Below are 24,400 nucleotides of genomic sequence, written 5' to 3' on the forward strand. Positions count from 1 at the left end.
GCGAGTGTTTTTATGTACCACCACTGAGAACTGTCAGAACGCATGTCATCGACCGAAGTCGAGTTACGAAGCACGATCGGGGGATTCACCGCGACGGGGAAGCTCCACACCCTGAGCGTCTGGTTCATCCTCGCGCTGCGGCTGATGATGGGGATCGCCTTCTTCCAGAGCGGGTTCGGGAAGGTGCTCTCGGGAAGCTTCAGCGCCGCGGGCTACCTCCAGAACGCGCCGCCGAGCAACGGGAGTCCGGTCGCGGGCCTGTTCGTGGCCATGGGCGAGACGCCCTGGTTCGTCAGCTTCGTGGACATCGCCGTCCCGTGGGGTGAGGTCCTGATCGGCCTCGGCCTCCTCGTCGGCGCGTTCACCCGGCTGGCCGCCTTCTGGGGGGCGTTCATGATGCTGCTGTTCTACCTCGGCAACTGGGACATCTCCCACGGCTACATCAACGGCGACTTCGCGTACATGCTGGTGTTCCTCTCCGTCGCGGCGTTCGGCGCCGGGCGGATCCTCGGGCTCGACGCCTACATCGAGGCGTACGAGATCGACGGCCAGCCGCTCGTGGAGCGGTACCCCTGGGCGCGGTACTTCCTCGGGTGAGAGAACGGAGATCGAGCCGGGATCGCGGCCGACTGCGGCTACTCCGCGGCTACTCCGCGGCCGCCGCGTCGGCGCCGTCCGCGACCAGTTTCCTGACCTTCTCGATCTTCGGGTCGGCGTGGAACGTGCAGTAGGCGTCGCCGGGGTTCTTCTCGTAGTAGTTCTGGTGTTTCTCCTCGGCCTCGTAGAACGTCTCCAGCGGCTCGATCTCCGTGACGATCTCGTCGTCGTAGACGTCCTCGGCCTCCAGCCCGCGGACGTACTCTGCGGCCGCGCGCGCCTGCTCGTCGTCGTGCGTGAGGATTATCGACCGGTACTGGCTCCCCACGTCGGGCCCCTGCCGGTTGAGCTGCGTCGGGTCGTGGACGGTGAAGAACACCTTCAGCACGTCGGCGTAGGAGAGCTCGTCGGGGTCGTACTCGACCTGCACGACCTCCGCGTGGCCCGTCTCGCCGGTACAGACCGCCCGATAGCTCGGGTCCTCGACGCGCCCGCCCGCGTAGCCGGAGGTGACCGACTCGACGCCGGGGACCTCCTCGAAGGCCGCCTCGACGCACCAGAAGCACCCGCCGCCGAGCGTCGCGGTTTCTGTCTCGCTCATGCCCCACGATAGGTGCTCCCGGCGTATAGACGCATCGGCGGCGGCGAGGCCGCCGGTGGCCGGCACCGACGCGTCGAACTCTCACCGCCGATGTCGGCCTGCAACATCGCGCGCGAACGGTAGACATTAGGCCGCGCCGAGGTATCTCCGGAGTATGGTTACGCTGGGACTGGTCGTGGCGCAGTTCAACGACTCCGTGACGGGACCGATGGCCGAGACGGCCCGCGAGGCGGCCGCCGCCCGCGGCGCCGAGGTCGCCGAGGAGGTGCCCGTGCCGGGGGCGTACGACGCGCCGCTCGCCGCGGACCGACTGGCGCGCCGCGACGACGTCGACGCCGTCGCGGTCGTCGGCGCCATCGTGACGGGCGACACCGACCACGACCGCGTGATCGCGGAGGCGACGGCGGAGGCGCTCACGGAGGTGAGCCTCGACCGCGACACCCCCGTCACGTTCGGCGTGAGCGGGCCGGGGATGTCCGGCGCGGAGGCGCGCGAACGCACCGACAAGGGCGCTGAGGCCGTCGACGCCGCACTCGACCTAGTGGAGGAACTCCCATGAGCTACGACTTCTCCGAGCGCATTCAACGAGTCGAACCGAGCGCGACGCTTGCCATCTCCAACCTCGCCGCCGAGAAGGAGGCCGAGGGCGCGGACGTCGTCGACCTGTCGGTCGGCGCGCCCGACTTCCCGACCCCCGAGAACGTCACCGAGGCGGGCAAGGCGGCGATGGACGCCGGCCACACCGGCTACACGTCGACGAACGGCGTCCCCGGTCTCAAAGAAGCGATCGCCGACAAGCTCCGCGACGGCGGCGTCGACGCCGAGGCGGACGAGGTGATCGTCACGCCGGGCGCCAAGCAGGCGCTCTACGAGGTCGTCCAGACGCTCGTCGACGAGGGCGACGAGGTCGTCCTGCTGGACCCCGCGTGGGTCTCCTACGAGGCGCAGGTCAAGCTCGCGGGCGGCGACCTCAACCGCGTCGACCTGGCGCCCCACGGCTTCCAACTCGAACCCGCCCTCGACGACCTGGCGGCCGCGGTCTCCGAGGACACCGAACTGCTGATCGTCAACTCGCCGTCGAACCCCACGGGCGCGGTCTACACCGACGCCGCGCTGGAGGGCGTCCGCGACCTCGCGGTCGAGCACGACGTGGCCGTCATCTCGGACGAGATCTACGAGCGCATCAGCTACGGCGTGGAGCCGACCTCGCTGGCGTCGCTCGACGGCATGGCCGACCGCACGGTCACCGTCAACGGCTTCTCGAAGGCCTACTCGATGACGGGCTGGCGGCTCGGCTACCTCCACGCGACCGAGGAGTTCGTGAGCGAGGCGGGCAAGCTCCACTCCCACTCCGTCTCCTGTGCGACGAACTTCGTCCAGCGAGCCGGGATCGAGGCGCTGGAGAACACCGAGGAGGCGGTCGTGGAGATGCGGGAGGCGTTCCGGGGCCGGCGGGACCTCCTGATCGACCTGTTCGAGGAGCACGGCGTCGACGTGGCGGTCCCCGACGGCGCGTTCTACATGATGCTCCCCGTCGACGCGGACGACGAGGCGTGGTGCGAGGCAGCCATCGAGCAAGCGAACGTCGCGACGGTTCCCGGCAGCGCGTTCAACGCGCCCGGCTACGCCCGCATCTCCTACGCCGCGAGCGAGGACCGCCTGCGTGAAGCGGTCGAGCGACTGGCCGACGCGGACCTGATCTAGGTCTCGGGCGGCTCTCTGTACGGCGTTTTTGAAACGGCTGTCTCAGTTGCTACTTCTGCTGATCTGGACCGCATCACCCAGAAAGCCCCAACCGGCTCTCCCAATTACTGATCTGGTTCTGCTGCAGATGCTGCTGCTTTGGACAGCACCACCCAGAAAGCCCCAGTCGGCTCGACCGGCCGCGCCTCGCTGCGCTCCTCGCTCTCCGCAACGCCCGCTGCGGTGCTTACGTCGTCGGGGCCGGATCGAGCCGACTGCCCCTTTCAGTCCCACCCCGCACCGCAACCGCCCCGCAGCCTCACACCTCCCCAGCCTCGGCGCCGGCGCGGCCGCGAAACCGCACAGCAGGCGGCCGCGCCGCCGCCTCCCTCGCGCGGTCGCGGCGACACGCTTCGCGGTCGCCGCGGCGCGCGCCGACAGCACAGCACTACACAGACCACCACACAACAGCACGCCTCAGCGCTACTGTCGCACCGACCAGCCTCACCACGGGGGCAGATCAGGAGTCGTCCGTTTCCCTTGCGGCCTCGTGTGCGTTTTCGACCATCTCGTGGAGTTTTTCGAGCGTTGTCTCGTGCGCGAGGTGCGACGGACAGTCGCAGTCCGAGGCGCCGAAGCCGGGGACCGGCCCCTCGTTCAGGCGTTCTGCGACCGCGCACTCCGCGTCCGCGCCGGGCGAGGTGACGACCTCGCGGAGGGTCGCCTCGGGGTGCCCGATCAGGTAGTCGACGTGCCAGTGGCGCGCGTCGGACTCGCCGCGCGCGAGGCGCCGATGTCTGTCCACCCGGGCGAAGCCGCCGCTGCCGAGCGCGCTGCCGGTGTAGGCGTACGCGCCCGCGGGGAACGCGTGGTCGCCGAGCGCGCCGACCCCGATCCGAGTCGCCTCGGGGAGCGTGACCAGCAGGGTGTACGTGCCGCCCTCGTCCATGCGCGATGGGTCGAGCCGCGTGCCGAAAGGCCCGTCGGGACGAGGCGGGCCGGTAGGGCCGGCCCGGCCGCCTCGGCGCGGTCGGGGACCGACAGGTTCCTGTCGCCGGGCCCACGAGTGGGGACCATGAACGACGGATGGTTCGCCGGCCTCGACCCCGGCGACGGCGACGCCGCGGCCCGGCGGATCCGGGAGGGGTCCGCGCCGGAACCGGCCGACTGGCCCGGACTGGCGGTCGAGTCCGGCTTCGCCGACGACGAGGCGGACTACTACGACCGGCTCCGCGAGGCGACGCTGGCGGCGACCCGCGCCGCGGTGACGGAGCGCGAGCGCGCCGACGACCAGCAGCTCGTCCACGCGGTCCGCGCGATGGACGACTGCGAGCGCACCGCCAACGAGCTCGCGGAGCGCGCCGCCGAGTGGGCGGGCGCGCTGTTCGACGAAGCGGGAAGCGGCGTCGACGGCGCCCGAACGGTCGCCGAGCGCGAGCCCGACACCGCCGCGGAGCGCCGCGCCGTCTCGCTGGCCGAACGCGTCGCGGACCTGGCCGACGAGGCCGACGAGCTGGAGCGGTTCATCGAGGAGACCGCGCCCGCGGTCGCGCCGAACCTCGCCGAGATGGCCGGACCGGTCCTCGCGTCGCGGCTCATGGCCCTCGCGGGCGGGCTCAAACCCCTCGCGCGGAAGCCCTCGGGGACGGTGCAGGTGCTCGGCGCCGAGGACGCCCTGTTCGCGCACCTCGCCGGGCGCGCCCCCTCGCCGAAGCACGGCATCATCTACACGCACGACTACGTCCGCGGGACGCGGCCGGAGGACCGCGGCTCCGCCGCGCGGGCGTTCGCCGGCAAGCTCGCCATCGCGGCCCGGATCGACCACTACTCGGGCGACTACCGGCCGGACCTCCACGAGGAGCTCCGCGAGCGCATGGCGACCATCCGCGCTCGCGCGGAAGGGGACGGCGGCGCGGACGACGACGCGCCCGAGGAGGCGGACGATGAGTGAGGACGCCGCGGACGCGACCCTCCCCGCCGGCGTCGAGCGGCGGACGTTCGACGGCGAGCGCCGACTGGCCACGCGCGGGGAGCCGGTGTACGGCGAGCCGACCGACGGCGCGTGGCGCGCGTGGGACGCCGGGCGGTCGAAGCTCGGCGCGATGTTCGCCGCCGGGATGGACGTGGGACTCGCGGGCGGCGAGACGGTGCTGTACCTCGGCGCGGCGTCGGGGACGACCGTCAGCCACGTCGCCGACTTCGCGGGGCCGACGTACGCGGTGGAGTTCGCGCCGCGTCCGGTCCGGGACCTGCTGGACGCGGCCGCGGACCGCGACCGCCTGTTCCCGCTGCTGAAGGACGCTCGCAAGCCCGACACCTACGCGCACGTCGTCGAGTCGGACGTGGACGCGCTCGTGCAGGACGTGGCGACGCGCGGGCAGGCCGACGTGGCGGTGCGGAACGCCCGGTTCCTGGCGGACGACGGCCGCCTCCTGCTCGCGGTGAAGGCCCGCAGCGAGGACGTGACCGCCGACCCGGCGGACGTGTTCGAGGACGTGCTCGCGACCCTCTCGGAAGCCTACGAGGTGCTGGAGACGGCGCGGCTGGAGCCGTACCACGAGGACCACCTCGGCGTGGTCGCGACGCCCGACCGGAGCGAGTAGTCGACCGCGCGAGCCAATCGCCCGATCCGGCCACCGATCCATTCGCCCGCTCCGACTGCCGATCCGACCGCCGATCCGACCGTCCGCGGTACCCGGATTTTTAACCCCCCGGAGCATTTCTCGACCCGATGGACGCTCGCCTCCTCGCGTGCGCCGCGCTGTTTTGCGTCGGCATCGTCGCGGACATGGCGACGACGTACGTCGCGCTCACCGCGGGCCCGTACGTCGAGGCGTCGCCGGTCGGCCGCCGGCTCATCACTCGGTTCGGGCTCGTTCCCGGCATGCTGCTCACCAAGGCGGTCGGGATGGCGGTCGTGGCGGTGCCGGTCGCGGCCGCCCGGTTCGACCGCCGGACGGCGCTCGCGGTCATGCTGGCGGGCGTCGGCCTGCTGTCGCTGGGGGCCGCCGGTCACAACCTCCTCGTGTTCTCGGGCGTGCTCTGAGGCCACTCACGACTCCGCCGGGGCCGGGTCGGGCGGGCCGTCCCGCACCGCGGCCGCCCGGCGCGCCTGCCACCAGAAGGCGGTCGTCGCGAACGCGATAAAGCCCGCCGCGACGAGGAACCCGACCTCCGTCGAGAAGACGTCCATGATGGACCCGACCGCGACAGGGCCCGCGACCTGCCCGACCTTCCACGAGATGGAGCGGAGCGACATGGCGCTCGCAACCGAGTCGTACGCCTCGCCCTCCTCAACGAACAGCGCCATGCTCGCCGGCAGGCGGATGGAGTCGGCGACGCCCAGCAGCGAGTAGGCGGCGAACAGCGCGAAGAAGGCGCCGCCGAGGGTCTGGGTGTCCCCGAGGTAGGAGACGGTGACGGGGGCGAGCGTTCCCTCCGCGAGCGCGGCGAGCGGTACCATCGCCGTGCCGATGCCGTACAGCAGCGCCCCGACCGCGACGAAGCGGTGCTTCCCGCCGAAGCGGTCCGTGAGGTCGCCGACGTACCCCTGCGTGAGCGCCTTCGTCAGCTTTCCGCCCGCCATGATCCAGCCGATGGCGAACGCGGAGATGCCGAACTCGGTGCGCGCGTAGATGGGGAGGAAGATGATCACCGCCATCTTCCCCACGCTGAAGGTGAACCGGAAGGTGACGAGCGAGCGAAGCAGGGGGAGCCCGATGAGGGAGCGGAACGTCTCGATCCCGCCGGACTCCTCGGGGTCCTTCCGGCCGCCGGGGTTGTCGCGCAGGAACGCGAACACGAGCGCGAACGCCGCCAGCGTGACCACCGTCAGGACGACGTAGGTCGTGGTGAAGTCGTACGCGTACAGCAGGTACCCGCCGACCAGGTCGCCCGCCAGCGAGGAGAAGGAGGCGAACTGGTTGTAGGAGCCGAGCCAGCGCCCGCGCTCGCCGTCGGGACTTATCTCGCCGATGATCGTCGCGCCGGTGATCCAGAGCACGCTCGCGCCGAGCCCCTGCACCATGCGGACGAGGATGACGTGGACCGGGTTCGACACCGCGATGAACCCGAGGAAGACGACGACGTTGAGCAGGAAGCCCGCCAGCAGGTAACGCTTCGCGTTCCCGGTGTCCACCTTCCGGCCGAGCGGGAGGACGATGACGAGTTGGACGAGCGCGAAGGCGGTGCCGAACAGCCCCTCGACGAACCCCGTGGTGCCGAACAGATCCGCGTACAGCGCCAACGCGATCAGGATGGTCGAGTACGCCTGACTGCGCGCGAACGCCGTGCCCGCCAGCGCCGCGAACTCCTTGTCCTTCAGGAGCGCGACCGAGTTGCCGATCCGTGCCACGGAGGATTCCCCTTTCGGTTCGAAACGCCACGCCGGTGCCGCAAAAGGCTCTCGAATCCGGCCGCGGCCGCCGGGTGATCGCGCCGTCCGCGCACGGCGGGCGGCCGTTCAGAGCTCGATCCGCTCGACCAGCACGTCCTCGGCGTCGTCCTTCGTGTTGACCGCGACGATCCGGACCTGCTCCTCCAGCGTCGACCGCTCCAGTTTGCTCTTCAACAGCGAGTCGACCTGGTAGACGCCGGCGGCGTTGTTCATCCGGATCTCCACCTCGACGGGCTTGGTCTCGCCGGCGTGAAGCGTGACGCGCTCGATGGCCTGCGAGGAGATGGTGTTGATCCCGCGGCCACCCTTCTCGTAGGGGATCCGCGACCGGCCGCGCTCCATGTCGAGCCCGTCCGCGATGCGGATGACCCCTGCCTCCTTCGTCAGCGGTTCCTCCTCGGTGTGGTGACAGAGGATGGCGTGTAACACCTCCGCTTTCACGCGCACCGTCTCGGACGTGTCGTAGAACTGCGGGAGGAACCGGTCGAGCAGGTCCGCGGCCAGCGGGATGGAGTAGTAGGAGTGGTCGTCCCGGTGGACGACGTGACCGATGTCGTGTAGCGTCGCGGCGAGCGCGACGATCACCGCCTCGTCGGCCTCCTCGAGCCCCTGGTCGGCGGCACCGTTGAACGCCACGCCGCCGCGCTTCAACAGGTCGTACAGCCGCAGCGCGCGGTTCCGAACGATCTCGATGTGTTTCGCCCCGTGGTCGTTGTATCCCTTCCGCGTGACGGCGTTGACGTTCTGCGCCTTCAGGTACGTATTGATCTCGGGGTCCTCGTGTATCGCGGCCAGCACCTCGTTGACGCGCTCGTCCGGGAACGCGTGGTCCGCGTTCGGGTCGTACGTCCCGCGCTCGTTACCGTCCGGCGTTTCGTCGGCGTTGCTCATCCCGTTCCTCCGATGCGCCGGAAGCGTAAAAATGACCGGCGCGCGGTCGGTGACACCGCCCGGCCGGTCCCGGTCCGCGACTCAGGCGGCGTCTACGGTCGCGGACGCGACCGCTTCCTCGACCGCCTCGTAGGGCGGCTCCTGCCCCGGGTCGTCCGCGAGCCAGCGGTACCGTACCTCCCCCGCCGGGCCGACGACGAAGACGGCCCGGCGCGCGACGGTCTCGACGCCCGTGCCCGCGAAGGAGTCGTCGGCGACGCCGTACGCCGTGACCGCCTCGTGGTCCGGGTCGCCGACGAGGCCGAAGGGAAGGGCCTCCTGCTTGCGGAACTCGCGGAGCGCGAACGGGAGGTCGGTGCTGACCCCGAACACGGTCGCGTCCAACTCGTCGAACCGGGCGAGGCGGTCCCTGAACGTGCACAGTTCCGCCGTGCAGGTGCCGGTGAACGCCGCCGGGAAGAACGCCAGCACCACGACACCGTCGCCGAGGTGCTCGCCCAGGTCGAACGGTTCAACGTCGTCGGTCGCGAGCGACGCCTCGAAGGTCGGAGCGTCGTCGCCCTCCTCGATCATACGGGCGGGTCGGTCGCCCGTGGGTTATCGGTTCCGACCGCGGCGAGGGACGACCCCGTTCGCTGTCACCGGTCGCGACCGACGGCGCTCGAGGCGGGCGGCGCGACCGCTCCGCGTCGTGAGAAAACCCGAGAAGGAAGCCGCGACCGGTGGGTCAGAGAACCGTCCGAGCCGCCGGGGTCACGGCATCGCGATCTCCTCTTCGGCCTCGAGGAGCTCGTGGTAGCGGTTGCGGATGGTGACCTCGCTGATGTTGGCGACCTCGCTCACCTCGCTCTGGGTGACCTTCTCGTTGGTGAGCAGCGAGGCGGCGTAGACGGCCGCCGCCGCGAGGCCGACCGGCGACTTGCCGGAGTGGACGCCCTGCTCCTTCGCGGTCGAGAGGAGCTGTCGGGCGCGGCGCTCGGCCTCCTCGGAGAGGTCGAGGTCGGAGGCGAACCGGGGGACGTAGCTCTCGGGGTCGGCCGGCTTGATCTCCAACTTGAGCTCGCGGACGATGTACCGGTAGGTCCGCGCGATCTCGTCCTTCTCGACGCGGGAGACGTTCGCGATCTCGTCGAGGCTTCGCGGGGTCCCGGCCTGCCGCGCGGCCGCGTACAGCGAGGAGGTGGAGACGCCCTCGATGGAGCGGCCGGGGAGGAGGTCCTCGTCGAGCGCGCGGCGGTAGATGACGGAAGCGGTCTCGCGGACGTTGTCCGGGAGGCCGAGCGCGGAGGCCATGCGGTCGATCTCGCCGAGCGCCTGCTTCAGGTTGCGCTCCTTCGAGTCGCGGGTGCGGAACCGCTCGTTCCACGTCCGCAGCCGCTGCATCTTCTCGCGCTGGCGGCTCGACAGGGAGTTGCCGTAGGCGTCCTTGTCCTGCCAGCCGATGTTCGTCGAGAGCCCCTTGTCGTGCATCATGTTCGTCGTCGGGGCGCCGACGCGCGACTTCTCGTCCTTCTCGGAGGCGTCGAACGCGCGCCACTCCGGCCCGCGGTCGATCTCGCCCTCCTCCACGACGAGGCCGCAGTCCGCACAGACGGTCTCGCCGTGCTCGGTGTCCGTGGCGAGCTGGCCGCCACACTCCGGGCAGACGAGCCGCTCCTCCTCGTCGTCGGTCGTTTCCTGCTCGGTTTCGTCGGCGTGCTCGCCAGTGTACGTTCGGACGTTGTCGCTCATTGTGTGGGTGGGGGTGGGGACCGACAGATGGGTCTGGGTTCCGTGTTCCTCGCTCCAACAAAAGGTTCGAGGACACTTAAACTTGCCGGAGATTTCCGATCTGCAGGATCGAGAAAAATGGATGACTGCGTCGGGGTAGTGAGGGATCATGATGGATCCGCGGTGAATTCGGTGTGAAGGTCACCTCACCCCGGAGGGATATTTAACGGTTGCGTCGAGGCCGCCGCCGGCCCGAGGTTCCGGGAGGCGAACCGCTTTTTGTCCGGCCCGCGGACCCGGGGACATGGATCCCGACCTCTCGCGGCTCGACGAGTACCTCGCGGACGTCGGCGCGGACGGCTACCTGATCGACGCCGACCAGGACGACTCGAACCAGCTCTACCTCTCCGGGTTCACCGGGCCGGACCCGTTTCTTACCCTCTATGCGGACGGCGAGACGCACCTGCTCGTCTCCGGGCTGGAGTACGGCCGTGCGCGGGACGAGGCGCGCGCCGACACCGTCGAGCGACACGCCGACTACGGCTTCGAGTACGGCGGCCGCGACGAGCGGCTCGAGATGTACGCCGACTTCGTCGCCGACAAGGGCGTCGAGACCGCGGTGATGCCCGAGCGCGGCCCGGTCGGCACCGCCGACGGCCTCCGCGACCGCGGGCTCGACGTGCAAGTCGACGCCGAGGACGTGCTCACCGAGATCCGGGCCACGAAGACCGACGCGGAGGTCGAGCACGTCCGCGAGGCCCAGCGGGCCAACGAGGCCGCGATGGCCGCCGCCGAGGACCTGATCGCCGCCGCGGAGGTGGCCGACGAGGGCGACGACGCCGACGCCGGCGTCCTGCTGTTCGAGGGCGAACCGCTGACGAGCGAGCGCGTGACGGAGGCGATAGAGGTGACCCTGCTGCGACACGGCTGCTCGCTCGACCAGACCATCGTCGCGGGCGGCGCGCAGGCCGCGGACCCGCACAACCGCGGCTCCGGGGCGCTCCGGGCGAACGAGGCGATCATCCTCGACATCTTCCCGCGGGACAAGTCCTCCCACTACAACGCCGACATGACGCGGACCCTCTCGAAGGGCGAGCCGAGCGAGACGGTCCGCGAGTGGTTCGAGCTGACCGAGGAGGCCCTCGAGGCTGCCCTCGAGGCGGTGGAGCCGGGGGCGACCGGCGAGGACGTCCACGCCGCCGCCTGCGAGGTGTACGAGGAGGCCGGCGAGCCGACGTTCCGCACGGACCCCGAGACGGAGACCGGCTTCATCCACTCCACGGGGCACGGCATCGGCCTCGACGTCCACGAGCGCCCGCGGCTCGCCAGCGGCGGCGAGGAGCTCCAGCCCGGCCACGTGATCACGGTCGAACCGGGACTCTACGACCCCGCGGTGGGCGGCGTCCGCATCGAGGACCTCGTCGTCGTCACCGAGGACGGCTACGAGAACCTCACCGACTACCCCGTGGAACTCGTCGTCGAGTAGAGCGGCCACCTCGCCCCCGGTGTGGTACCGAGGCGCACGCCGTGCCGCGACCGCAAGCCGCTTTTCCCGACCCCGCGAAAGGCGGTCGTGCGCTGGCGCTACGCCGACACCGCCCTGACGCTGTGTACCCTCGCGTTCTTCGCGACGATGGTCGCCAGGCTGGCGATCAGTCCCGTCGTCCCCCTCATCACCGCGGACTTCGGCGTCACGAACGGGACGGTCGGGCTCGCGCTGTCGGGCATGTGGGCCGCCTACGCGCTCGCGCAGTTCCCCTCGGGAGTGCTCGGGGACCGGCTCGGCGAGCGAACGGTGATCCTGATCGCGGTCGGCGCGACCGCGGTCGCGAGCGTGCTGCTGGCCGCCTCCCCCTCCGTCGTCGCCTTCTTCGCGTTCGCGGTCGTGCTCGGCGGCGGCGCCGGCCTCCACTACTCGGTGGCGACGACGTTCCTCGCCCGGCAGTTCGACGACATCGGCCGCGCCATCGGGTTCCACGTCGCGGGCGGCCCGCTGGCCGGACTGATCGCGCCGCCGGTCGCGGCGCTGATCGGCGCGCGGTACGGCTGGCGCGTCGCGCTGCTGTCGGGCGCCGTCGTCGCCGTGCCGGTGTTTCTGCTGTTCGCGTGGCGGATCCGCCCCACGCCGGCGGCGCGTCCGGACCAGCCCGTCCGCGAGCGGTTCGCGATCGACCCCCTGGTCGAGTTGCTCTCGCGCCCCGCCATCGCGTACACGACCGCGCTGGCGACGATGGGCGCCTTCTCGTGGCAGGCGACCGCGTCGTTCCTCTACACGTTCCTGCTGGTGGCGGGCGAGTTGGACCCCGGGACCGCCGGCCTGCTGTTCTCGCTGTACTTCGTCGTCCACGGGCTCACGCAGCCGCTCATGGGGACGCTCTCGGACCGGCTCGACCGCGACTCGGCGGCGATGGTGACGATGAGCGCCGGCGTCGTCGGCTACGGCGGGCTGGTGCTGGCGACGACGGTCGGCGCCTCGACGCTCGCACTCGCGGGCGCGACGACGCTGGTCGGCCTGGCGATGTCGTGGGGCGCGCCGGTCCAGTCGCGGTTCATGGACAACCTCGGCGCGGCCGAGCGCGGTGCGGGGTTCGGCCTCGTCCGAACCGTGTACATGGTGATGGGCGCGACCGGGAGCGTCGTCGTCGGCGCGCTCTCCGACGCGGCCGGCTGGGGGGTCGCGTTCGGACTGCTGGCGGGCGTGATGGCGCTCGGCCTGACCGTGCTCGCCGCGAACCGGCTCCTCGGCGCCGACCTGTGACCGCCACCGCTCCCGGCAACTGACGTGGGGTTCGGCCCGAAAGGCTACGTGTCTCGATGCCCGATCGGCGTCCACCATGCCGGAATGTCGGAACTGTAGCTCGTTCGTCACGGAGCGCTACGTCCGGGTGTTCTCGCCGCCCGAGGTGGAGGGCGTGCGGGTCTGCCCGGAGTGCGAGGACAAGGTTCGCGACGGCGCGGGCGTCCGCGAGGCGCGGTCGAAGCGCGTGTAGGGCCGGGGCGCTCGGTCCCCCGCTCCCTGACCGCCGTCCCGGGTCGCGGCGGTCGGTCTCGGTGGGCCTAAGTGCGCGTGGCGCCGAATGCGACCATGCGAACCTCCCGACGGGTCTTTCTGTCGAGCGCGGCCGCCGCGGGCGCGACCGGCGTCGCCGGCTGTCTCGGCGGCTCCGGCGGCGGTCCCTCCGAGTACGACTGCGACACCGCCGAACCGGAACCGGTCTCCGAGCTCCCGCAGCCGGTCGCGGGCGACCCGGAGGCGGACGTGGTGGTGGCCGCCTTCGAGGACTTCGGCTGCCCCCACTGCGCGACGTGGGTGCTGGAGGAGTACCCGACCGTCGAGTCGGAGTACGTCGAACCGGGCGAGATCCGGTTCGAGCACTGGGACTTCCCGATCCCGGTCACGGACTGGTCGGTGCCGGTCGCCAACGCCGGCCGCGGCGTGCAGGAGCGCGCCGGCGACGAGGCGTTCTTCGCGTTCGCCAAGCGGGCCTACGAACTGCAGGACGACCACTCCCTCGACGCCGTCGGCACCGCGGCCGAGGCGGCCGACGCCGACCCCTGCGCGGCCATCGCCGACGCCGAGCACGAGCCGTACGAGGCGGTCGTCTCCGGCAACCGGTCGGAGGGCGAACAGCGCGGCGTGGGCGGGACGCCGACGGTGTTCGTGAACGGCGAGAGCGTCCAGCCGACCGCGGACGCCGTCTCCGAGGCGATCGAGAACGCGCTGTAAGCCGATCCCATGAGCGACGTGGCGCATCGGAGCGACCGCCGCCGCCTCGCGGTCGTCGTCTGGGCCGTCCTCGTCTCGCAGGTGTTCCTCTATCCCGGCGTCCCGACGCTCGTGGACGCGCTGGGCGCGCCGAGCGCCGGCATCGACGCCGGCATGTGGTTCCTCGTCGCCGAGTTCGCGGCGTTCGTGGCCTTCGCCGGCGTCTGGGGCGCGATGAGCGACGCCACCGGCCGGCGCGTGGCGCTCGTCGTGGTCGGGGCCGTCGGCGGCGGCCTGACCTACCTCGCGGTACCCGCCTTGCCCGGCCTCGGCGTCGGCTTCGGCGGCGTGCTCCTCCTTCGCGTCGTGGGCGGGGCGTTCACCATCGGCGCCTTCTCGCTCGGCATCACGATGCTGATGGACCTCCGCGGCGGTCACGGTCGGAACATGGGTGCGGCCGGCATCGCCATCGGCTTCGGCGCGGCGGTCGGCTCCGTCGTCGGCGGCCGCCTCGCGGACGCGGACCCGTTCTACCCGCTCTACGCCGGCGGCGCGGTCCTGCTGGGCGCGGCGCTCCTGGCCTCGACCGTGTCGGACCGCACGGAAGCGGCGACCGCGGGTGCGGGCGGAGCGGCGGCGGCGCCGACCGACGCCGACCGCCCCGGATTCCGGGAGATCGCCCGGCGGATGCGCGCGATGCCCGGTCTGCTGGTCCCCTTCGCGTTCGGCTTCATCGACCGCCTGACCGCCGGCTTCTTCGCGCTCGTCGGCGTCTACTACTTCCAGGACCCGGCGGTATTCGGCCTCTCGGCGTTCGGCGCGGGGCTCACGCTCGCGCTGTTCTTCCTCCCGTTCGCGCTGCTGCAGTACCCGATGGGCGTGCTCTCGGACCGGATCGGGCGCTTCTACCCGGTCGTGGTCGGCTCGCTCGCGTACGGCGCGGTCATCGCCGGCGTCGGACTGGCGCCGACCTACCCGGTCGCCGCGCTGTTGATGGTGCTCGTCGGGGTCTGCGGCGCGCTCGTGGCGCCCGCGACGATGGCGCTCGTGACCGACCTCGTCGCGCCGAGCGAGCGCGGGGCGGCGATGGGGCTGTTCAACGTGTTCGGCTCGCTCGGCTTCCTCACCGGCTTCCTCGTCGGCGGCACCGTCACCGAGGGGTTCGACTACCTGACGGCGTTCCTGGTCGTCGGCGGACTCGAACTCGCCATCGCGGTCCTGCTGTTCCCCGCGGTGCGGGTCATCACCGCGGAGACGGGGCCCGGACCCTCGTAGCGACTGCCGGTCGGCCGATCGGCCGGGCAGCCGCTCACTCGTCCTCGCCGGTGCCGCCGCGCGGGGCCGGACCGGTCACCAGGTCACCGTCCCTGGCGCGCCACTCGGTGAGGCTCCCCTCGTAGATCCCCACGTCTCGGAACCCCAGCCAGCGCAACACGACGTAGGTGTGGCTCAGCCGGCGGGCGGTGTTACAGTAGAGGATGACGGGGTGGTCCGGCGTGACCCCGCGCTCCGCGAACAGCTCCCGCAGCGTCTCGCGGTCCCTCACGCCGCGCGTCTCGGGGTCGACCGCCTCGGTCCAGTCGAACCGCACGGCGCCGGGCAGGTGGCCCGCCTCGTACTCCTCGCGGTCGCGCGTGTCCACGAGCACGCCGTCGCCGGCGACCGCGGCCCGCACGCGCTCGGCGTCGACCAGGGGGGAGTCGCGTCCAGTCACGCGCTCCGGCTCCACCGCGACCGGATCCGGCGAGGCGGCCTCGTCGCTGACCTCGTGCTCGCGCTTCCACGAGCTGAAGTCGCCGTTCAGCAGGCGCACGTCGTCGTAGCCGTACACGAGGGCGGTGACCAGAAACCGGGCAGCGAAGACGCCGTTCGTGTCGTCGTACGCGACGAGGGTCCGGTCCCGGGACAGGCCGGCCTCCCCCAGCAGGTCGGCGAACGCCTCGGCGCCGGGGAGGTGGCCGGCGTCGGCGTCGCCGTCGCTCCGGAACGCGTCGAAGGGGACGTTCACCGCGCCGGGGACGTGGCCGAGCGCGTCGTACTCCCAGGCGTCGCGCACGTCGACGACGCGAACGTCGGGGTCGTCGAGCCGACCCGCGAGCCACGACGCGTCGACGATGATCTCGTCCATGCCTGTGCCACGGTCGCGAGGGGTTAGACTCCTCGGCTCCCGACACGGCCTGCCGCGGTCGGGGACGCCGCGTCCGAGGCCAACGACCGCTCCGACGATCTGGCAAAAACCTCCGATTGATCGGACGAGAGGCGGCTTTATCCTCCACAGGGTACACTTTACCCGGGCGGCCCGTACACCGACGCGTATGGTCGACGATTCATACGCGAACGACGTGCTCGTGTCCGCCGACTGGGTCGAGGCGCGTCTCGACGAGTTCGAGAGCGACGACCCCGACCTGCGACTGGTGGAGGTCGACGTTGACACCGAGTCCTACGACGAGGCCCACGCGCCCGGCGCGGTCGGGTTCAACTGGGAGACCCAGCTCCAGGACCAGACGCAGCGCGACATCCTCGAGAAGGACGACTTCGAGGACCTGCTCGGCTCCCACGGCATCTCCGAGGAGTCGACGGTCGTGCTGTACGGCGACAACGCCAACTGGTTCGCGGCGTACGCCTACTGGCAGTTCAAGTACTACGGCCACGACGACGTGCGCCTGCTGGACGGCGGCCGCGAGTACTGGGTCGAGAACGACTACCCGACGACCGACGAGGCGCCCGACTTCTCCGCGGTCGAGTACGACGCCGCCGGCCCCCACGAGAGCATCCGCGCGTACCGCGACGACGTGGAGAAGGCGATCCGACGCGGCGTGCCGCTCGTCGACGTGCGCTCGCCCGAGGAGTACCGCGGCGAGGTGCTCGCCCCGCCGGGACTCAACGAGACCGCCCAGCGCGGCGGCCACATCCCCGGCGCGAAGAACATCTCGTGGGCGGACGTGACCGACGACGACGGCCTGTTCAAGGGCCGCGACGAGCTCGCGGAGCTGTACGCCGACGAGGGCATCGAGGGCGAGGAGACCACCGTCGCCTACTGCCGCATCGGCGAGCGCTCCTCGGTCGCGTGGTTCGCGCTCCACGAACTGCTCGGCTACGACGCCGTCAACTACGACGGCTCCTGGACCGAGTGGGGCAACCTCGTCGACGCGCCCATCGAGACGGGCGACGGCGCGTAAGCGGTTCGGCCCGCTCGTCGGCCCCGCCGATTTCTCCGCCGCCTTCTGTCGTCCCGGCGGTCGTTCCCGCCACCTTCTGCCGCCCCCGCCGGACTTAGGAGCGACCGCGCCGTGGTCCCATTTATGAACGCTGACGCGCTGCTCGATTCGGTCCGCGAGGCGACCGCGACGGAACTGTCCAGGCTCGGCTCCTCGAAGGCGCTGTACGCCGCCACCGGAGGCGACCTCGACGCCGAGAGCGTGTTCCGCGCCGCCGCGACCGCCGAGCGCGCCGCCGCCGAGACGTTCGAGGCGTGGGCCGACGCGGAGTCGACCGAGGCGGCCGCGACCGCCTTCCGCGAGACCGCGGCCGAGGAGCGCGAACACGCCGCGCGCGTCCGCGAGGAACTCGACGGGGACGCGGCCGGGGACGCCGGCGGCACGCACGCCGACGACGAGCCGCCCGCGCTCGCGGCGCACCTCCGCGGCCTCGACGACACGGTCGCACGCGCCGGGGGATTCCTCGGCCGCGTGCTGGTCGCGGACGAGTCGAAGTCGCAGTACGTCGGCTACTTCGTCGGCGACGCGGACCCGCAAAGCGCCGCCGTGTTCCGCGAACTGCGCGAGGACCTGGCTGGCCAGCGCGAGCGCGCGCTCGACCTGCTGGACGCAGTCTGCGAGACCGAGGCGGACTGGGAGCGCGCCGAGGCCGCCGCGGTCGCGGCCGTCGAAGCGGCCTACGAGGCCCACGTCGAAGCGCTCGAGTCGCTCGGCGTGGACCCGAAGCCGGTCTGTTGAGCGCGGACGGGGATCACCCCGCAGCAACCGGAACAAAAATCGCCCCGCAGCAACCGGAACAGAAATCGCCCCGCAGTCACGACGCCGCGGCGACCGCGCCGCTTTTTCCCGCGGGCGCCGCAACGGGGGGCATGAGCGCCGACCTCGAGGAGAAGACGGACCGCTACGAGCGGATGCTGGCCGACGCGCTCGACGCCGCCGAGCCGCGTCCCCCCGCCGACACGCACCTCGGGCGGGCGGCCGCGGACTGCGCGGAGATGGCCGAGTCCTACCTCGCGGACGGCCGGCACTTCCGCGAGGCCGACGACCCCGTGAACGCGCTGGCGTCGTACTCGTACGGCTACGGCTGGCTCGACGCCGGCGTCCGGATGGGGCTGTTCGAGGTGCCCGAGGACACCGAGTTGTTCACGACCTGATCGGGGAGCGTCGGCCGGCCGACCGCGCCGCTACTCCTCGGCGGCGTCCTCGTCGCGCTCCACGATCCCCTCGACGCTCTCGACGATGGCGAGGTCCGCGGCGCGGAACGCCTTCACGACGCGGTGGCAGACGAAGTAGCTCGGCACCGCGGCGACGACCGCGAGGATGAGGTTGCCGACCACCAGCCGGATCACCACGTCGTTGGCCGCCGAGAGGGTCGGCGCGGTCGGCGTCGCCCCCTCGACGGGCCCGAGCAGGAGGGTTCCGAGCGTGAAGCTCGCTCCGTAGACGCCCCACTTCACCGCGGGGTTGAACACCAGCACCGAGGCGAACAGCGCGATCTTCGAGACGCGCTCGAAGAGCCACGCGATGAGGAAGAACAGGAGCACGCCCGTCCCGAGCGTCGGCAGCATCGTGATGAAGACGCCGAGCGCGAAGCTCCGCGAGACCTCGACCGAGGAGTACTCGTCCGCGAAGGCGCGACGGAGCTCCGCCCGGATCCGCTCGGCCCACCGGTCGAGCCGGCGCCGGAGCCGCTCCGTCCAGCGACCGATGCGCCTCCGAATCATTGTCGTCCGATAGCCCGGCTCACCTCAAGTAGCTGTCGACGGCGACAGTTCGTCCGGCCGGGAGGAGACGGGACGCGCCCCGCTACTCGAAGCGGTACGTCGGTCCCTCGGAGGAGTCCTCGACGGTCACGCCGACCGCCTCCAGCGCGTCCCGGAGTTCGTCCGCGCGCTCGTACTCGCCCGCCTCGCGGGCCGACTCGCGGAGATCGAGCACCAACTCGACGAGTTCCTCGGCCAACTCGACCTCGCCGCTCGCCTCGGCGCCGGCCGCGCCGTCCGCCTCGAACTGGAGACCGAGCACGTCGCCGCCCAGTTCCTCGAACGCCTCGACGGACTCCCGGAGGCCGCGGTAGTCGTAGCCGGCGAGGGCGCCCGCGCCGTCCGCCCCCTCCGCCTCGTCGGCCGTCTCCACCGCGTCGACGTGTCTGTTCACGGCGTCGGTCAGGTCCAGAAGCGCCGCGGTCGCCTCGCGGAGGTTGAGGTCGTCGTCCATCGCGCGCTCGAACTCCTCGCGAGTCTCGGCGACGGCCTCGCGGAGGTCCTCGTCGGCCACCTTCGCGCGGGCGTCGACCGAGTCGACCGCCGCGACCGCGCGGTCGTACGTCCGGGAGAGTCGGTCCCACCGCTCCTCGGCCTCCGCGACCGTCTCGTCGGTCAGCGCCTGCTCGGAGCGGTAGGCGGCGCCCGCGTAGAAGGTGCGGAGGACGTTGACGCCGAGCTCCTCCAGCGCGTCCGGGACGGTCCAGAAGTTGCCGATGGAGGAGGACATCTTCTCGCCCTCCATCGAGAGCAGGCCGCAGTGGAGCCAGTAGCGCGCGAACGTCTCACCCGAGGCGGCCTCCGACTGCGCGATCTCGTTCTCGTGGTGGGGGAAGACGAGGTCGCGGCCGCCCATGTGGATGTCGAGCGTCTCGCCGAGGTGCGTCGTCGACATCGCCGAGCACTCGACGTGCCAGCCCGGCCGCCCCTCGCTCCACGGGGATTCCCACGTCTGGCCGTCGGGCGTCTCCGCGCCGTGGTCGTGTTTGGCGTGCTCGCGGGCGGCGGTCTCGCTCACGCCGCCGGCCTTCCAGAGCGCGAAGTCCGCGGGGTTGCGCTTCTCGGAGCGCTCGTCCGGTTCGCCCTGCGCCTCCAGCTCCTCCGGGTCCTGATTCGAGAGCTTGCCGTACTCCGGGAACTCGGTCACGTCGAAGTAGACGGAGCCGTTCGACTCGTAGGCGTAGCCGGCCTCCACTAGCCGCTCGACCAGTTCCACGATCTCCGGGACGTGCTCGGAGACGCGCGGGTACACCTCGGCGCGCTCGAGGTTGAGCCCGCGCATCGACTCGAACACCTCCGCGGTGAACGTCTCGGCCACGTCCGCCTCGCCGGTCCACGCCTCGCGCTCGCCGACGCGGGCGGTTATCTTCTCGTTCACGTCGGTGACGTTCTCGACGTGGCGCACGTCGTACCCCTTGTAGGCGAGCCAGCGGTGCAGCACGTCCGCGTGGAACCACAGCCGAGCGTGGCCCAGGTGCGGGTCGTCCGAGACCGTCAGCCCACAGACGTACAGCAGGACCTCGTCGTCGGCCGAAAACTCCTCGCGGTCGCCCGTCAGGGTGTTGGTCACGGACAGGGTCATCGCCGGAGCGTACCCGTCCGCGAACTTTGAAAGCGTCGAAAGCGCGCCCGCGGCGTCAGCACTCGCCGTACAGCGTGTCGCCTCCGCCGTAGAACTCGGAACTCGCCGCGAGCGACTCGATCTCCCCCTGCACCTGACAGACCGCGTTGACGCCGGAGTCGATCACCTGATTTCCCATCCCGAAGACGGTCGTCGAGACGATCCCGACCAGGATCACCACGATCGCGAGCATCAGCACCGACCCGATCACGGAGTCCACCCCGCGGTCGTCCTTGAGAAACACCCACATGTCCTGATGACGTGTTCGCGAGTAGTTACTTATTTCTGGCGTCCGCTGGCCGCTCTCGCCGACCGGCGGCGGTCGCGGGAAGGGCCCGTTCGGCCCCGGTCACTCCGGGGGCGCGTTTCCGGTCTCGGCCTCCGCGGTCGTGTGGCGCACGTCGAACCCCTCGCTCCGCAGGGCCGCGAGCACGCGTTCGGTGTGGGCCGGCCCGTTCGTCTCCACCTCGAAGACGAGGTCGGCGTCGCCGACCGGGAGGTCCGGACGGCTCCGCTCGTGACGCACCGTCCTGATGTTGGCGCGCTCGGCCCCGATGACCGTCGAGATCTCGCCCATTTTCCCCGGTCCCTCGTCGATGCGGACGGTGACCTCCGCGAGCTGTCGGCGGTCGACCAGCGCGTGGGTCAACACCTCCTGCAGCGACGTGATGTCGATGTTCCCGCCGCACAGCACCGGGACGACCGTCTCTCCCTCCACGTCGAGGGCGTCCGACAGCAGCGCCGCGACGCTTACGGCGCCCGCGCCCTCGACCATCTGCTTGGCGCGCTCGAGCAGCAGCAGGATCGCGGCGGCCACGTCGTCGTCGGACACCTCGACCACCTCGTCGACGTGTTCCCGGATGAGCCCGAGCGTCAGCTCGCTCACGCCGCCGGTCGCGATGCCGTCCGCGATCGTGTCCGGCTCCGCGAGCGAGACCGGTTCGCCCTTCTCCAGACTCGCCGCGACGGTCGAGGCACCCTCCGTCTGGACGCCGACCACCCGCACGTCGGGGTTCCGGGCCTTCACCGCGGTCGCGATGCCGCCGATCAGGCCGCCCCCGCCGATGGGCGCGATGACGGTGTCGGCCTCGGGCACCTGGTCGAGGATCTCCAGCCCGAGCGTCCCCTGCCCGGCGACGATGTCGGGGTCGTCGAAGGCGTGGATGAACCGCACCGCCGGGTCGTCCGCGAGCGTCCGCGCGTGGCTCATCGCGGCCGGGAACGCGCTCCCGTGGAGGACGACCTCGGCGCCGTAGCCGCGCGTGGCCTCGATCTTCGTCCCCGGCGCGGACTCGGGCATGACGATGGTCGCGTCGATGCCGGCCTCCCGCGCCGCGATGGCGACCCCCTGCGCGTGGTTGCCCGCGCTCGCGGCGACGACGCGTTCGACCGGCGGCTCAGCCGTACCGTCGGCTTGGCCGTCTTCGGCGCTCCGGCCGTCGACCAGCCGCGAGACGGCGTTGTACGCCCCGCGCGTCTTGAACGACCCCGTGCGCTGGAGGTGCTCCATCTTCAGGACGACCTCGGCGCCGCACCGCTCGCTCAGCGACCGGCTCCGCTCCGTCGACGTGCGCTGGACGATCTCCGCGTCCGCCGCTCGCTCGGCTGCGCGTTCGATGTCGGAAATTGTCACGCCGGGCATGGTCCTCGACTCTCCGGCGGCGCTCAAAAGGTTGCGGATCGCGGCGTCTACTGGTTCCCCTTCTCGCGGACGTTCCCCTCCCGCGCCTCGATCCCCCGGTAGATCCAGATCGCGACCACGTACACCGCGAGGAACAGCAGGTATCCGGTCACGATCCCCACGAGGCGACCGCGGTCGAGCCCGTCGGGCAGCGTCGCGTCCAAGACGATCAGTCCGACGACGAAGACGACGAAGCTGAAGGCCCCCGAGAGGAGGTAGACGCCCAGGTCGGACGAGAGCAGGCGCTTCACGACGCCACCTCGGGGCGGTCGCACAATAAACGCCCCGGAGGCCGCGGCCCCGACCGGTCCCGCGCGGCCGGACTACTCCTCCCCGACAAGCGCCTCGAACGCGGCCTCGTCGACGCTCGCTCGCCGGACGTGGTCGGAGTCCGTGAGGTCGAAGACCGCCTCCGGTTCGAGGTCGGCCGCCTCGGCCAGGTCCGCCACGCGGTCCGGGTCGAACGCCTCCGCCTCGTGTGGGTCGACTCCCGCCCGGGCGAGCGCGCGTCGAACCGTTTCGTCGTCACGGAGCGAGCGCCGCGTTCCCGTCGACCGGTCGACGCTCCCGAGTTCGCCCTCCAGTTCCGCCTCCCCCTCGACGCGGTCGATGATCGCGGCCCGGACGTCGCTTCGGACGCTGCTCGCCCGGCTCGACAGCACCGAGAAGGCCACGAACAGATCGACCAACTCCTCCGTATCGAACCCGTCGAGCGCCTCGACCCCCTCGGCGCGCTCCTCGGCGACCGCGGCCGCGCGGAACGCCGGTTCGGGGTCGAACGGGTGGTCCGGCTCGTCGCCGTCGGACTCGCGTTCGTCGGGGACGGTCCCGTCCGGCGCTTGCCCGCCCGGTTCCCCAGCCGCCGATTCCGGTCCGGTTGCCGGGGGGAACGCCGCGGCGTTCGGGTACTCGAGCCGGCGCATGTCGTGGTCGTCGTCGCGCTTGCCGCTCACGTGTGCCGCGACCGATTTCGGCGGGCCGGCGTACGAGCACCCCTCGACCGGACAGCGCACGCGGTCGGGGGCCGATCCGGACGCGGAGCCGTCGGCATCGTCCTCGTCTCCCTCTCCGCCGCCCGCGCCGCCGTCCTCGTCGGGCGCGTCGACGACGCCCGACGGCCCGCTCCGCGACTCGGTCTCGCCCGACCGGACCGCCGACAGAAACGCCCCCGGTCCGGCGTAGGGGAGCCGGTCCCAGTCGTGTGCGTCGTCGTCCGTGCCGTTGACGTGTGCGGCCACGAGCGAGGGAACGTCGGAGAACCCGCACTCCTCGACCGGGCAGTCGGCTCCGTTCGCCATGTCCGGCCGTACGTCGGCATCCGGTTTGAGGGTTCGGGCGCGGGGCGGCGGCCGCGCCCGTTGACCCCGCCGAGCGCGGGCAACGATTAACCGGCTCCCGGTGCTCTGCGGTGTATGAGCGAAAACGGGGATTCCGGGCGGGAGACGGGGGACGACGTGCCGGCCACCGACGCCAGCGGCGGTCCGAGGTCGGGGGCCGGGGACGACGATCCCGAGCCGTTCCGGTTCGACCGGGACGTCGACCCGGGGGAGAAGCGGCACCTCAGGTACGAGGTGTCGGAGACGTACCTCGGCGACCCCGTCGCGATCCCAGTGACGGTCATCAACGGCGAGCGCGGCGGACCGACGGTGTTCATGACCGCGGCGATTCACGGTGACGAACTCAACGGCGTGAAGGTGCTTCAGGAGGTCGCGGCGCGGTACGACCCCGCGACGATCCATGGCACGCTCGTGTTGATCCACGTGGCGAACGTACCTGGATACCTCGCACAGCAGCGCTACCTGCCGATCTACGACCAGGACCTCAACCGGTCGTTCCCGGGGCGCGCGCGGTCGAACACGGCCGAGCGGATGGCCAACGAGATCTACTCGCGGTTCGTCTCGCAGTGCGACTACGGTCTCGACTTCCACACCTCGACGCGAAACCGGACGACGATGTACCACGTCCGCGCCGACATGGGGAACCCGGAGGTGGAGCGGATCGCGCGGGCGTTCGGCGCGAACCTCGTGCTCTCGGGCGAGTCGGACCCGGGGAGCCTGCGGGGGGCCGCGACCGCGAACGGGATCCCGACGATCACCGTCGAGATGGGGAAGGCGCACCGGTTCCAGCTCCCCCTGATCGAGCGCGCGCTCGACGGCGTCGAGTCGGTGCTCGCGGAGGTGAACGTCCTCCCGGAGGAGCCCGTCTCGTGGCCCGGCTGGTTCCGGGTGGTCGACGCGACCGCGGACAAGACGTGGGTCCGCTCGGACACGGGCGGGCTCGTCGAGATGGAGTACGACCATCCGCTCGTCTACGAGGGGGACGCGATCTGCACCGTCTCGGACCACTTCTCGACGCGGGAGAAGACGGTTCGGGCGCCGTTCACCGGGCTGCTGGTCGGCGTGTTACAGAACCCGGTCGCCGCGCCTGGCCATCCCCTCTGTCACCTCGTGAGCGTCGACGACGAGACGCTCGCGGAGATCGAACGCGAGATCGAGAACGGGGAGTTCTCGGAGCTCCCGTGGGCCTGAGTCGG

The 24,400-nt window shown here is 71.4% G+C and carries 28 protein-coding genes; 15 read left to right on the forward strand and 13 right to left on the reverse strand.

The genetic code is table 11. The features are described 5' to 3' along the window. The first annotated feature begins 42 nt into the window (after positions 1–42). Positions 43–597 (forward strand): DoxX family protein, encoded by a 555-nt coding sequence (locus tag ACZ432_RS13280; protein WP_426961956.1) that lies wholly within the window; start codon positions 43–45, stop codon positions 595–597. A gap of 49 nt (positions 598–646) precedes the next feature. On the opposite strand, the gene msrA is transcribed toward ACZ432_RS13280, so the two are convergent. Then, complete coding sequence (gene msrA / locus ACZ432_RS13285) at positions 647–1,198, reverse strand: peptide-methionine (S)-S-oxide reductase MsrA (protein ID WP_426961955.1); 552 nt, start codon at positions 1,196–1,198, stop codon at positions 647–649. A 154-nt stretch (positions 1,199–1,352) separates the two neighbouring features. Here msrA and ribH point away from each other — a divergent pair, with 154 nt between their 5' ends. After that, complete coding sequence (gene ribH, locus ACZ432_RS13290) at positions 1,353–1,757, forward strand: 6,7-dimethyl-8-ribityllumazine synthase (RefSeq protein ID WP_426961954.1); 405 nt, start codon at positions 1,353–1,355, stop codon at positions 1,755–1,757. After that, positions 1,754–2,902, forward strand: coding sequence for a pyridoxal phosphate-dependent aminotransferase (locus ACZ432_RS13295; protein ID WP_426961953.1), 1,149 nt, complete (start codon positions 1,754–1,756; stop codon positions 2,900–2,902). Before ribH ends, ACZ432_RS13295 begins: the two co-directional genes overlap by 4 nt. A gap of 499 nt (positions 2,903–3,401) precedes the next feature. Here the strand turns inward: ACZ432_RS13295 and ACZ432_RS13300 are convergent, their stop codons facing one another. Continuing rightward, the gene (locus ACZ432_RS13300) at positions 3,402–3,830 is read right to left on the reverse strand and encodes a GIY-YIG nuclease family protein (RefSeq protein ID WP_426961952.1); all 429 of its coding nucleotides are present in this window, start codon (positions 3,828–3,830) and stop codon (positions 3,402–3,404) included. Between the two features lie 126 nt (positions 3,831–3,956). On the opposite strand from ACZ432_RS13300, the gene ACZ432_RS13305 reads away from it, so the two are divergent. The 3 genes from ACZ432_RS13305 (at position 3,957) to ACZ432_RS13315 (ending at position 5,927) form a co-directional block, all read left to right on the forward strand. Then, the gene (locus ACZ432_RS13305; RefSeq protein WP_426961951.1) at positions 3,957–4,832 is read left to right on the forward strand and encodes an NOP5/NOP56 family protein; all 876 of its coding nucleotides are present in this window, start codon (positions 3,957–3,959) and stop codon (positions 4,830–4,832) included. Beyond that, complete coding sequence (locus tag ACZ432_RS13310; protein ID WP_426961950.1) at positions 4,825–5,484, forward strand: fibrillarin-like rRNA/tRNA 2'-O-methyltransferase; 660 nt, start codon at positions 4,825–4,827, stop codon at positions 5,482–5,484. The genes ACZ432_RS13305 and ACZ432_RS13310 overlap by 8 nt, the downstream gene beginning before the upstream one ends. A gap of 128 nt (positions 5,485–5,612) precedes the next feature. Then, positions 5,613–5,927, forward strand: coding sequence for a hypothetical protein (locus ACZ432_RS13315; RefSeq protein WP_426961949.1), 315 nt, complete (start codon positions 5,613–5,615; stop codon positions 5,925–5,927). A gap of 6 nt (positions 5,928–5,933) precedes the next feature. Here ACZ432_RS13315 and ACZ432_RS13320 read toward each other — a convergent pair whose 3' ends face one another. From ACZ432_RS13320 to ACZ432_RS13335, 4 genes are all read right to left on the reverse strand, one after another. Further along, a complete protein-coding gene (locus ACZ432_RS13320; protein WP_426961948.1) occupies positions 5,934–7,235 on the reverse strand; it encodes an MFS transporter in 1,302 nt (433 codons plus the stop codon). 108 nt (positions 7,236–7,343) lie between these two features. Further along, positions 7,344–8,168, reverse strand: coding sequence for an HD domain-containing protein (locus tag ACZ432_RS13325; protein ID WP_426961947.1), 825 nt, complete (start codon positions 8,166–8,168; stop codon positions 7,344–7,346). Positions 8,169–8,249: 81 nt separating this feature from the next. Beyond that, on the reverse strand, positions 8,250–8,741 hold the full coding sequence (locus tag ACZ432_RS13330) for a redoxin domain-containing protein (RefSeq protein ID WP_426961946.1): 492 nt from the start codon (positions 8,739–8,741) through the stop codon (positions 8,250–8,252). A 180-nt stretch (positions 8,742–8,921) separates the two neighbouring features. After that, entirely contained in the window at positions 8,922–9,899 is a 978-nt protein-coding gene (locus ACZ432_RS13335) for a transcription initiation factor IIB (protein ID WP_426961945.1), read from the reverse strand. 283 nt (positions 9,900–10,182) lie between these two features. Between ACZ432_RS13335 and ACZ432_RS13340 the strand changes: the two genes are divergently transcribed. From ACZ432_RS13340 to ACZ432_RS13360, 5 genes are all read left to right on the forward strand, one after another. Next, positions 10,183–11,364: a M24 family metallopeptidase gene (locus tag ACZ432_RS13340; protein WP_426961944.1), complete on the forward strand. Its 1,182-nt coding sequence runs from the start codon at positions 10,183–10,185 to the stop codon at positions 11,362–11,364. 87 nt (positions 11,365–11,451) lie between these two features. After that, positions 11,452–12,636 carry an MFS transporter gene (locus tag ACZ432_RS13345; protein WP_426961943.1) on the forward strand — a complete coding sequence of 395 codons (1,185 nt, stop codon included), beginning with the start codon at positions 11,452–11,454 and terminating at the stop codon, positions 12,634–12,636. A gap of 76 nt (positions 12,637–12,712) precedes the next feature. Next, positions 12,713–12,868, forward strand: coding sequence for a DUF7563 family protein (locus tag ACZ432_RS13350; protein ID WP_426961942.1), 156 nt, complete (start codon positions 12,713–12,715; stop codon positions 12,866–12,868). Positions 12,869–12,963: 95 nt separating this feature from the next. Beyond that, entirely contained in the window at positions 12,964–13,605 is a 642-nt protein-coding gene (locus ACZ432_RS13355) for a thioredoxin domain-containing protein (protein WP_426961941.1), read from the forward strand. Positions 13,606–13,614: 9 nt separating this feature from the next. After that, entirely contained in the window at positions 13,615–14,859 is a 1,245-nt protein-coding gene (locus ACZ432_RS13360) for an MFS transporter (RefSeq protein ID WP_426961940.1), read from the forward strand. A 34-nt stretch (positions 14,860–14,893) separates the two neighbouring features. On the opposite strand, the gene ACZ432_RS13365 is transcribed toward ACZ432_RS13360, so the two are convergent. After that, on the reverse strand, positions 14,894–15,712 hold the full coding sequence (locus tag ACZ432_RS13365; protein WP_426961939.1) for a sulfurtransferase: 819 nt from the start codon (positions 15,710–15,712) through the stop codon (positions 14,894–14,896). Positions 15,713–15,899: 187 nt separating this feature from the next. Between ACZ432_RS13365 and ACZ432_RS13370 the strand changes: the two genes are divergently transcribed. From ACZ432_RS13370 to ACZ432_RS13380, 3 genes are all read left to right on the forward strand, one after another. After that, entirely contained in the window at positions 15,900–16,763 is an 864-nt protein-coding gene (locus tag ACZ432_RS13370) for a sulfurtransferase (RefSeq protein ID WP_426961938.1), read from the forward strand. Positions 16,764–16,886: 123 nt separating this feature from the next. Then, the gene (locus ACZ432_RS13375) at positions 16,887–17,540 is read left to right on the forward strand and encodes a rubrerythrin family protein (RefSeq protein WP_426961937.1); all 654 of its coding nucleotides are present in this window, start codon (positions 16,887–16,889) and stop codon (positions 17,538–17,540) included. 131 nt (positions 17,541–17,671) lie between these two features. Next, positions 17,672–17,956 (forward strand): DUF357 domain-containing protein, encoded by a 285-nt coding sequence (locus ACZ432_RS13380; RefSeq protein ID WP_058364985.1) that lies wholly within the window; start codon positions 17,672–17,674, stop codon positions 17,954–17,956. Between the two features lie 30 nt (positions 17,957–17,986). Here the strand turns inward: ACZ432_RS13380 and ACZ432_RS13385 are convergent, their stop codons facing one another. The 6 genes from ACZ432_RS13385 to ACZ432_RS13410 form a co-directional block, all read right to left on the reverse strand. Then, the gene (locus tag ACZ432_RS13385; protein ID WP_426961936.1) at positions 17,987–18,526 is read right to left on the reverse strand and encodes a DUF2062 domain-containing protein; all 540 of its coding nucleotides are present in this window, start codon (positions 18,524–18,526) and stop codon (positions 17,987–17,989) included. Between the two features lie 82 nt (positions 18,527–18,608). Continuing rightward, on the reverse strand, positions 18,609–20,147 hold the full coding sequence (gene cysS / locus ACZ432_RS13390; protein ID WP_426961935.1) for a cysteine--tRNA ligase: 1,539 nt from the start codon (positions 20,145–20,147) through the stop codon (positions 18,609–18,611). Between the two features lie 55 nt (positions 20,148–20,202). After that, positions 20,203–20,436: a DUF7266 family protein gene (locus ACZ432_RS13395; RefSeq protein WP_426961934.1), complete on the reverse strand. Its 234-nt coding sequence runs from the start codon at positions 20,434–20,436 to the stop codon at positions 20,203–20,205. A 99-nt stretch (positions 20,437–20,535) separates the two neighbouring features. Further along, positions 20,536–21,828 carry a threonine ammonia-lyase gene (ilvA, locus tag ACZ432_RS13400; RefSeq protein WP_426961933.1) on the reverse strand — a complete coding sequence of 431 codons (1,293 nt, stop codon included), beginning with the start codon at positions 21,826–21,828 and terminating at the stop codon, positions 20,536–20,538. A gap of 47 nt (positions 21,829–21,875) precedes the next feature. After that, positions 21,876–22,118, reverse strand: coding sequence for a hypothetical protein (locus ACZ432_RS13405; protein WP_426961932.1), 243 nt, complete (start codon positions 22,116–22,118; stop codon positions 21,876–21,878). Positions 22,119–22,190: 72 nt separating this feature from the next. Next, on the reverse strand, positions 22,191–23,165 hold the full coding sequence (locus tag ACZ432_RS13410; RefSeq protein ID WP_426961931.1) for a hypothetical protein: 975 nt from the start codon (positions 23,163–23,165) through the stop codon (positions 22,191–22,193). 114 nt (positions 23,166–23,279) lie between these two features. Here ACZ432_RS13410 and ACZ432_RS13415 point away from each other — a divergent pair, with 114 nt between their 5' ends. Further along, entirely contained in the window at positions 23,280–24,395 is a 1,116-nt protein-coding gene (locus tag ACZ432_RS13415; RefSeq protein ID WP_426961930.1) for a succinylglutamate desuccinylase/aspartoacylase family protein, read from the forward strand. Positions 24,396–24,400: the final 5 nt, after the last annotated feature.

It is taken from the genome of Haloparvum alkalitolerans (assembly GCF_055381565.1).

Bases quoted from the DNA above. Each gene is read 5' to 3' on its own strand.
- ACZ432_RS13350 (WP_426961942.1), top strand. From the start codon at position 12,713: ATGCCGGAATGTCGGAACTGTAGCTCGTTCGTCACGGAGCGCTACGTC.
- ACZ432_RS13340 (WP_426961944.1), top strand. From the start codon at position 10,183: ATGGATCCCGACCTCTCGCGGCTCGACGAGTACCTCGCGGACGTCGGC.
- ACZ432_RS13360 (WP_426961940.1), top strand. From the start codon at position 13,615: ATGAGCGACGTGGCGCATCGGAGCGACCGCCGCCGCCTCGCGGTCGTC.
- ACZ432_RS13370 (WP_426961938.1), top strand. From the start codon at position 15,900: ATGGTCGACGATTCATACGCGAACGACGTGCTCGTGTCCGCCGACTGG.
- ACZ432_RS13365 (WP_426961939.1), bottom strand. From the start codon at position 15,712: ATGGACGAGATCATCGTCGACGCGTCGTGGCTCGCGGGTCGGCTCGAC.
- ilvA (WP_426961933.1), bottom strand. From the start codon at position 21,828: ATGCCCGGCGTGACAATTTCCGACATCGAACGCGCAGCCGAGCGAGCG.
- ribH (WP_426961954.1), top strand. From the start codon at position 1,353: ATGGTTACGCTGGGACTGGTCGTGGCGCAGTTCAACGACTCCGTGACG.
- cysS (WP_426961935.1), bottom strand. From the start codon at position 20,147: ATGACCCTGTCCGTGACCAACACCCTGACGGGCGACCGCGAGGAGTTT.
- ACZ432_RS13380 (WP_058364985.1), top strand. From the start codon at position 17,672: ATGAGCGCCGACCTCGAGGAGAAGACGGACCGCTACGAGCGGATGCTG.
- ACZ432_RS13375 (WP_426961937.1), top strand. From the start codon at position 16,887: ATGAACGCTGACGCGCTGCTCGATTCGGTCCGCGAGGCGACCGCGACG.
- msrA (WP_426961955.1), bottom strand. From the start codon at position 1,198: ATGAGCGAGACAGAAACCGCGACGCTCGGCGGCGGGTGCTTCTGGTGC.
- ACZ432_RS13305 (WP_426961951.1), top strand. From the start codon at position 3,957: ATGAACGACGGATGGTTCGCCGGCCTCGACCCCGGCGACGGCGACGCC.
- ACZ432_RS13415 (WP_426961930.1), top strand. From the start codon at position 23,280: ATGAGCGAAAACGGGGATTCCGGGCGGGAGACGGGGGACGACGTGCCG.
- ACZ432_RS13385 (WP_426961936.1), bottom strand. From the start codon at position 18,526: ATGATTCGGAGGCGCATCGGTCGCTGGACGGAGCGGCTCCGGCGCCGG.
- ACZ432_RS13410 (WP_426961931.1), bottom strand. From the start codon at position 23,165: ATGGCGAACGGAGCCGACTGCCCGGTCGAGGAGTGCGGGTTCTCCGAC.
- ACZ432_RS13310 (WP_426961950.1), top strand. From the start codon at position 4,825: ATGAGTGAGGACGCCGCGGACGCGACCCTCCCCGCCGGCGTCGAGCGG.
- ACZ432_RS13330 (WP_426961946.1), bottom strand. From the start codon at position 8,741: ATGATCGAGGAGGGCGACGACGCTCCGACCTTCGAGGCGTCGCTCGCG.
- ACZ432_RS13325 (WP_426961947.1), bottom strand. From the start codon at position 8,168: ATGAGCAACGCCGACGAAACGCCGGACGGTAACGAGCGCGGGACGTAC.
- ACZ432_RS13300 (WP_426961952.1), bottom strand. From the start codon at position 3,830: ATGGACGAGGGCGGCACGTACACCCTGCTGGTCACGCTCCCCGAGGCG.
- ACZ432_RS13280 (WP_426961956.1), top strand. From the start codon at position 43: ATGTCATCGACCGAAGTCGAGTTACGAAGCACGATCGGGGGATTCACC.
- ACZ432_RS13295 (WP_426961953.1), top strand. From the start codon at position 1,754: ATGAGCTACGACTTCTCCGAGCGCATTCAACGAGTCGAACCGAGCGCG.
- ACZ432_RS13315 (WP_426961949.1), top strand. From the start codon at position 5,613: ATGGACGCTCGCCTCCTCGCGTGCGCCGCGCTGTTTTGCGTCGGCATC.
- ACZ432_RS13395 (WP_426961934.1), bottom strand. From the start codon at position 20,436: ATGTGGGTGTTTCTCAAGGACGACCGCGGGGTGGACTCCGTGATCGGG.
- ACZ432_RS13335 (WP_426961945.1), bottom strand. From the start codon at position 9,899: ATGAGCGACAACGTCCGAACGTACACTGGCGAGCACGCCGACGAAACC.
- ACZ432_RS13355 (WP_426961941.1), top strand. From the start codon at position 12,964: ATGCGAACCTCCCGACGGGTCTTTCTGTCGAGCGCGGCCGCCGCGGGC.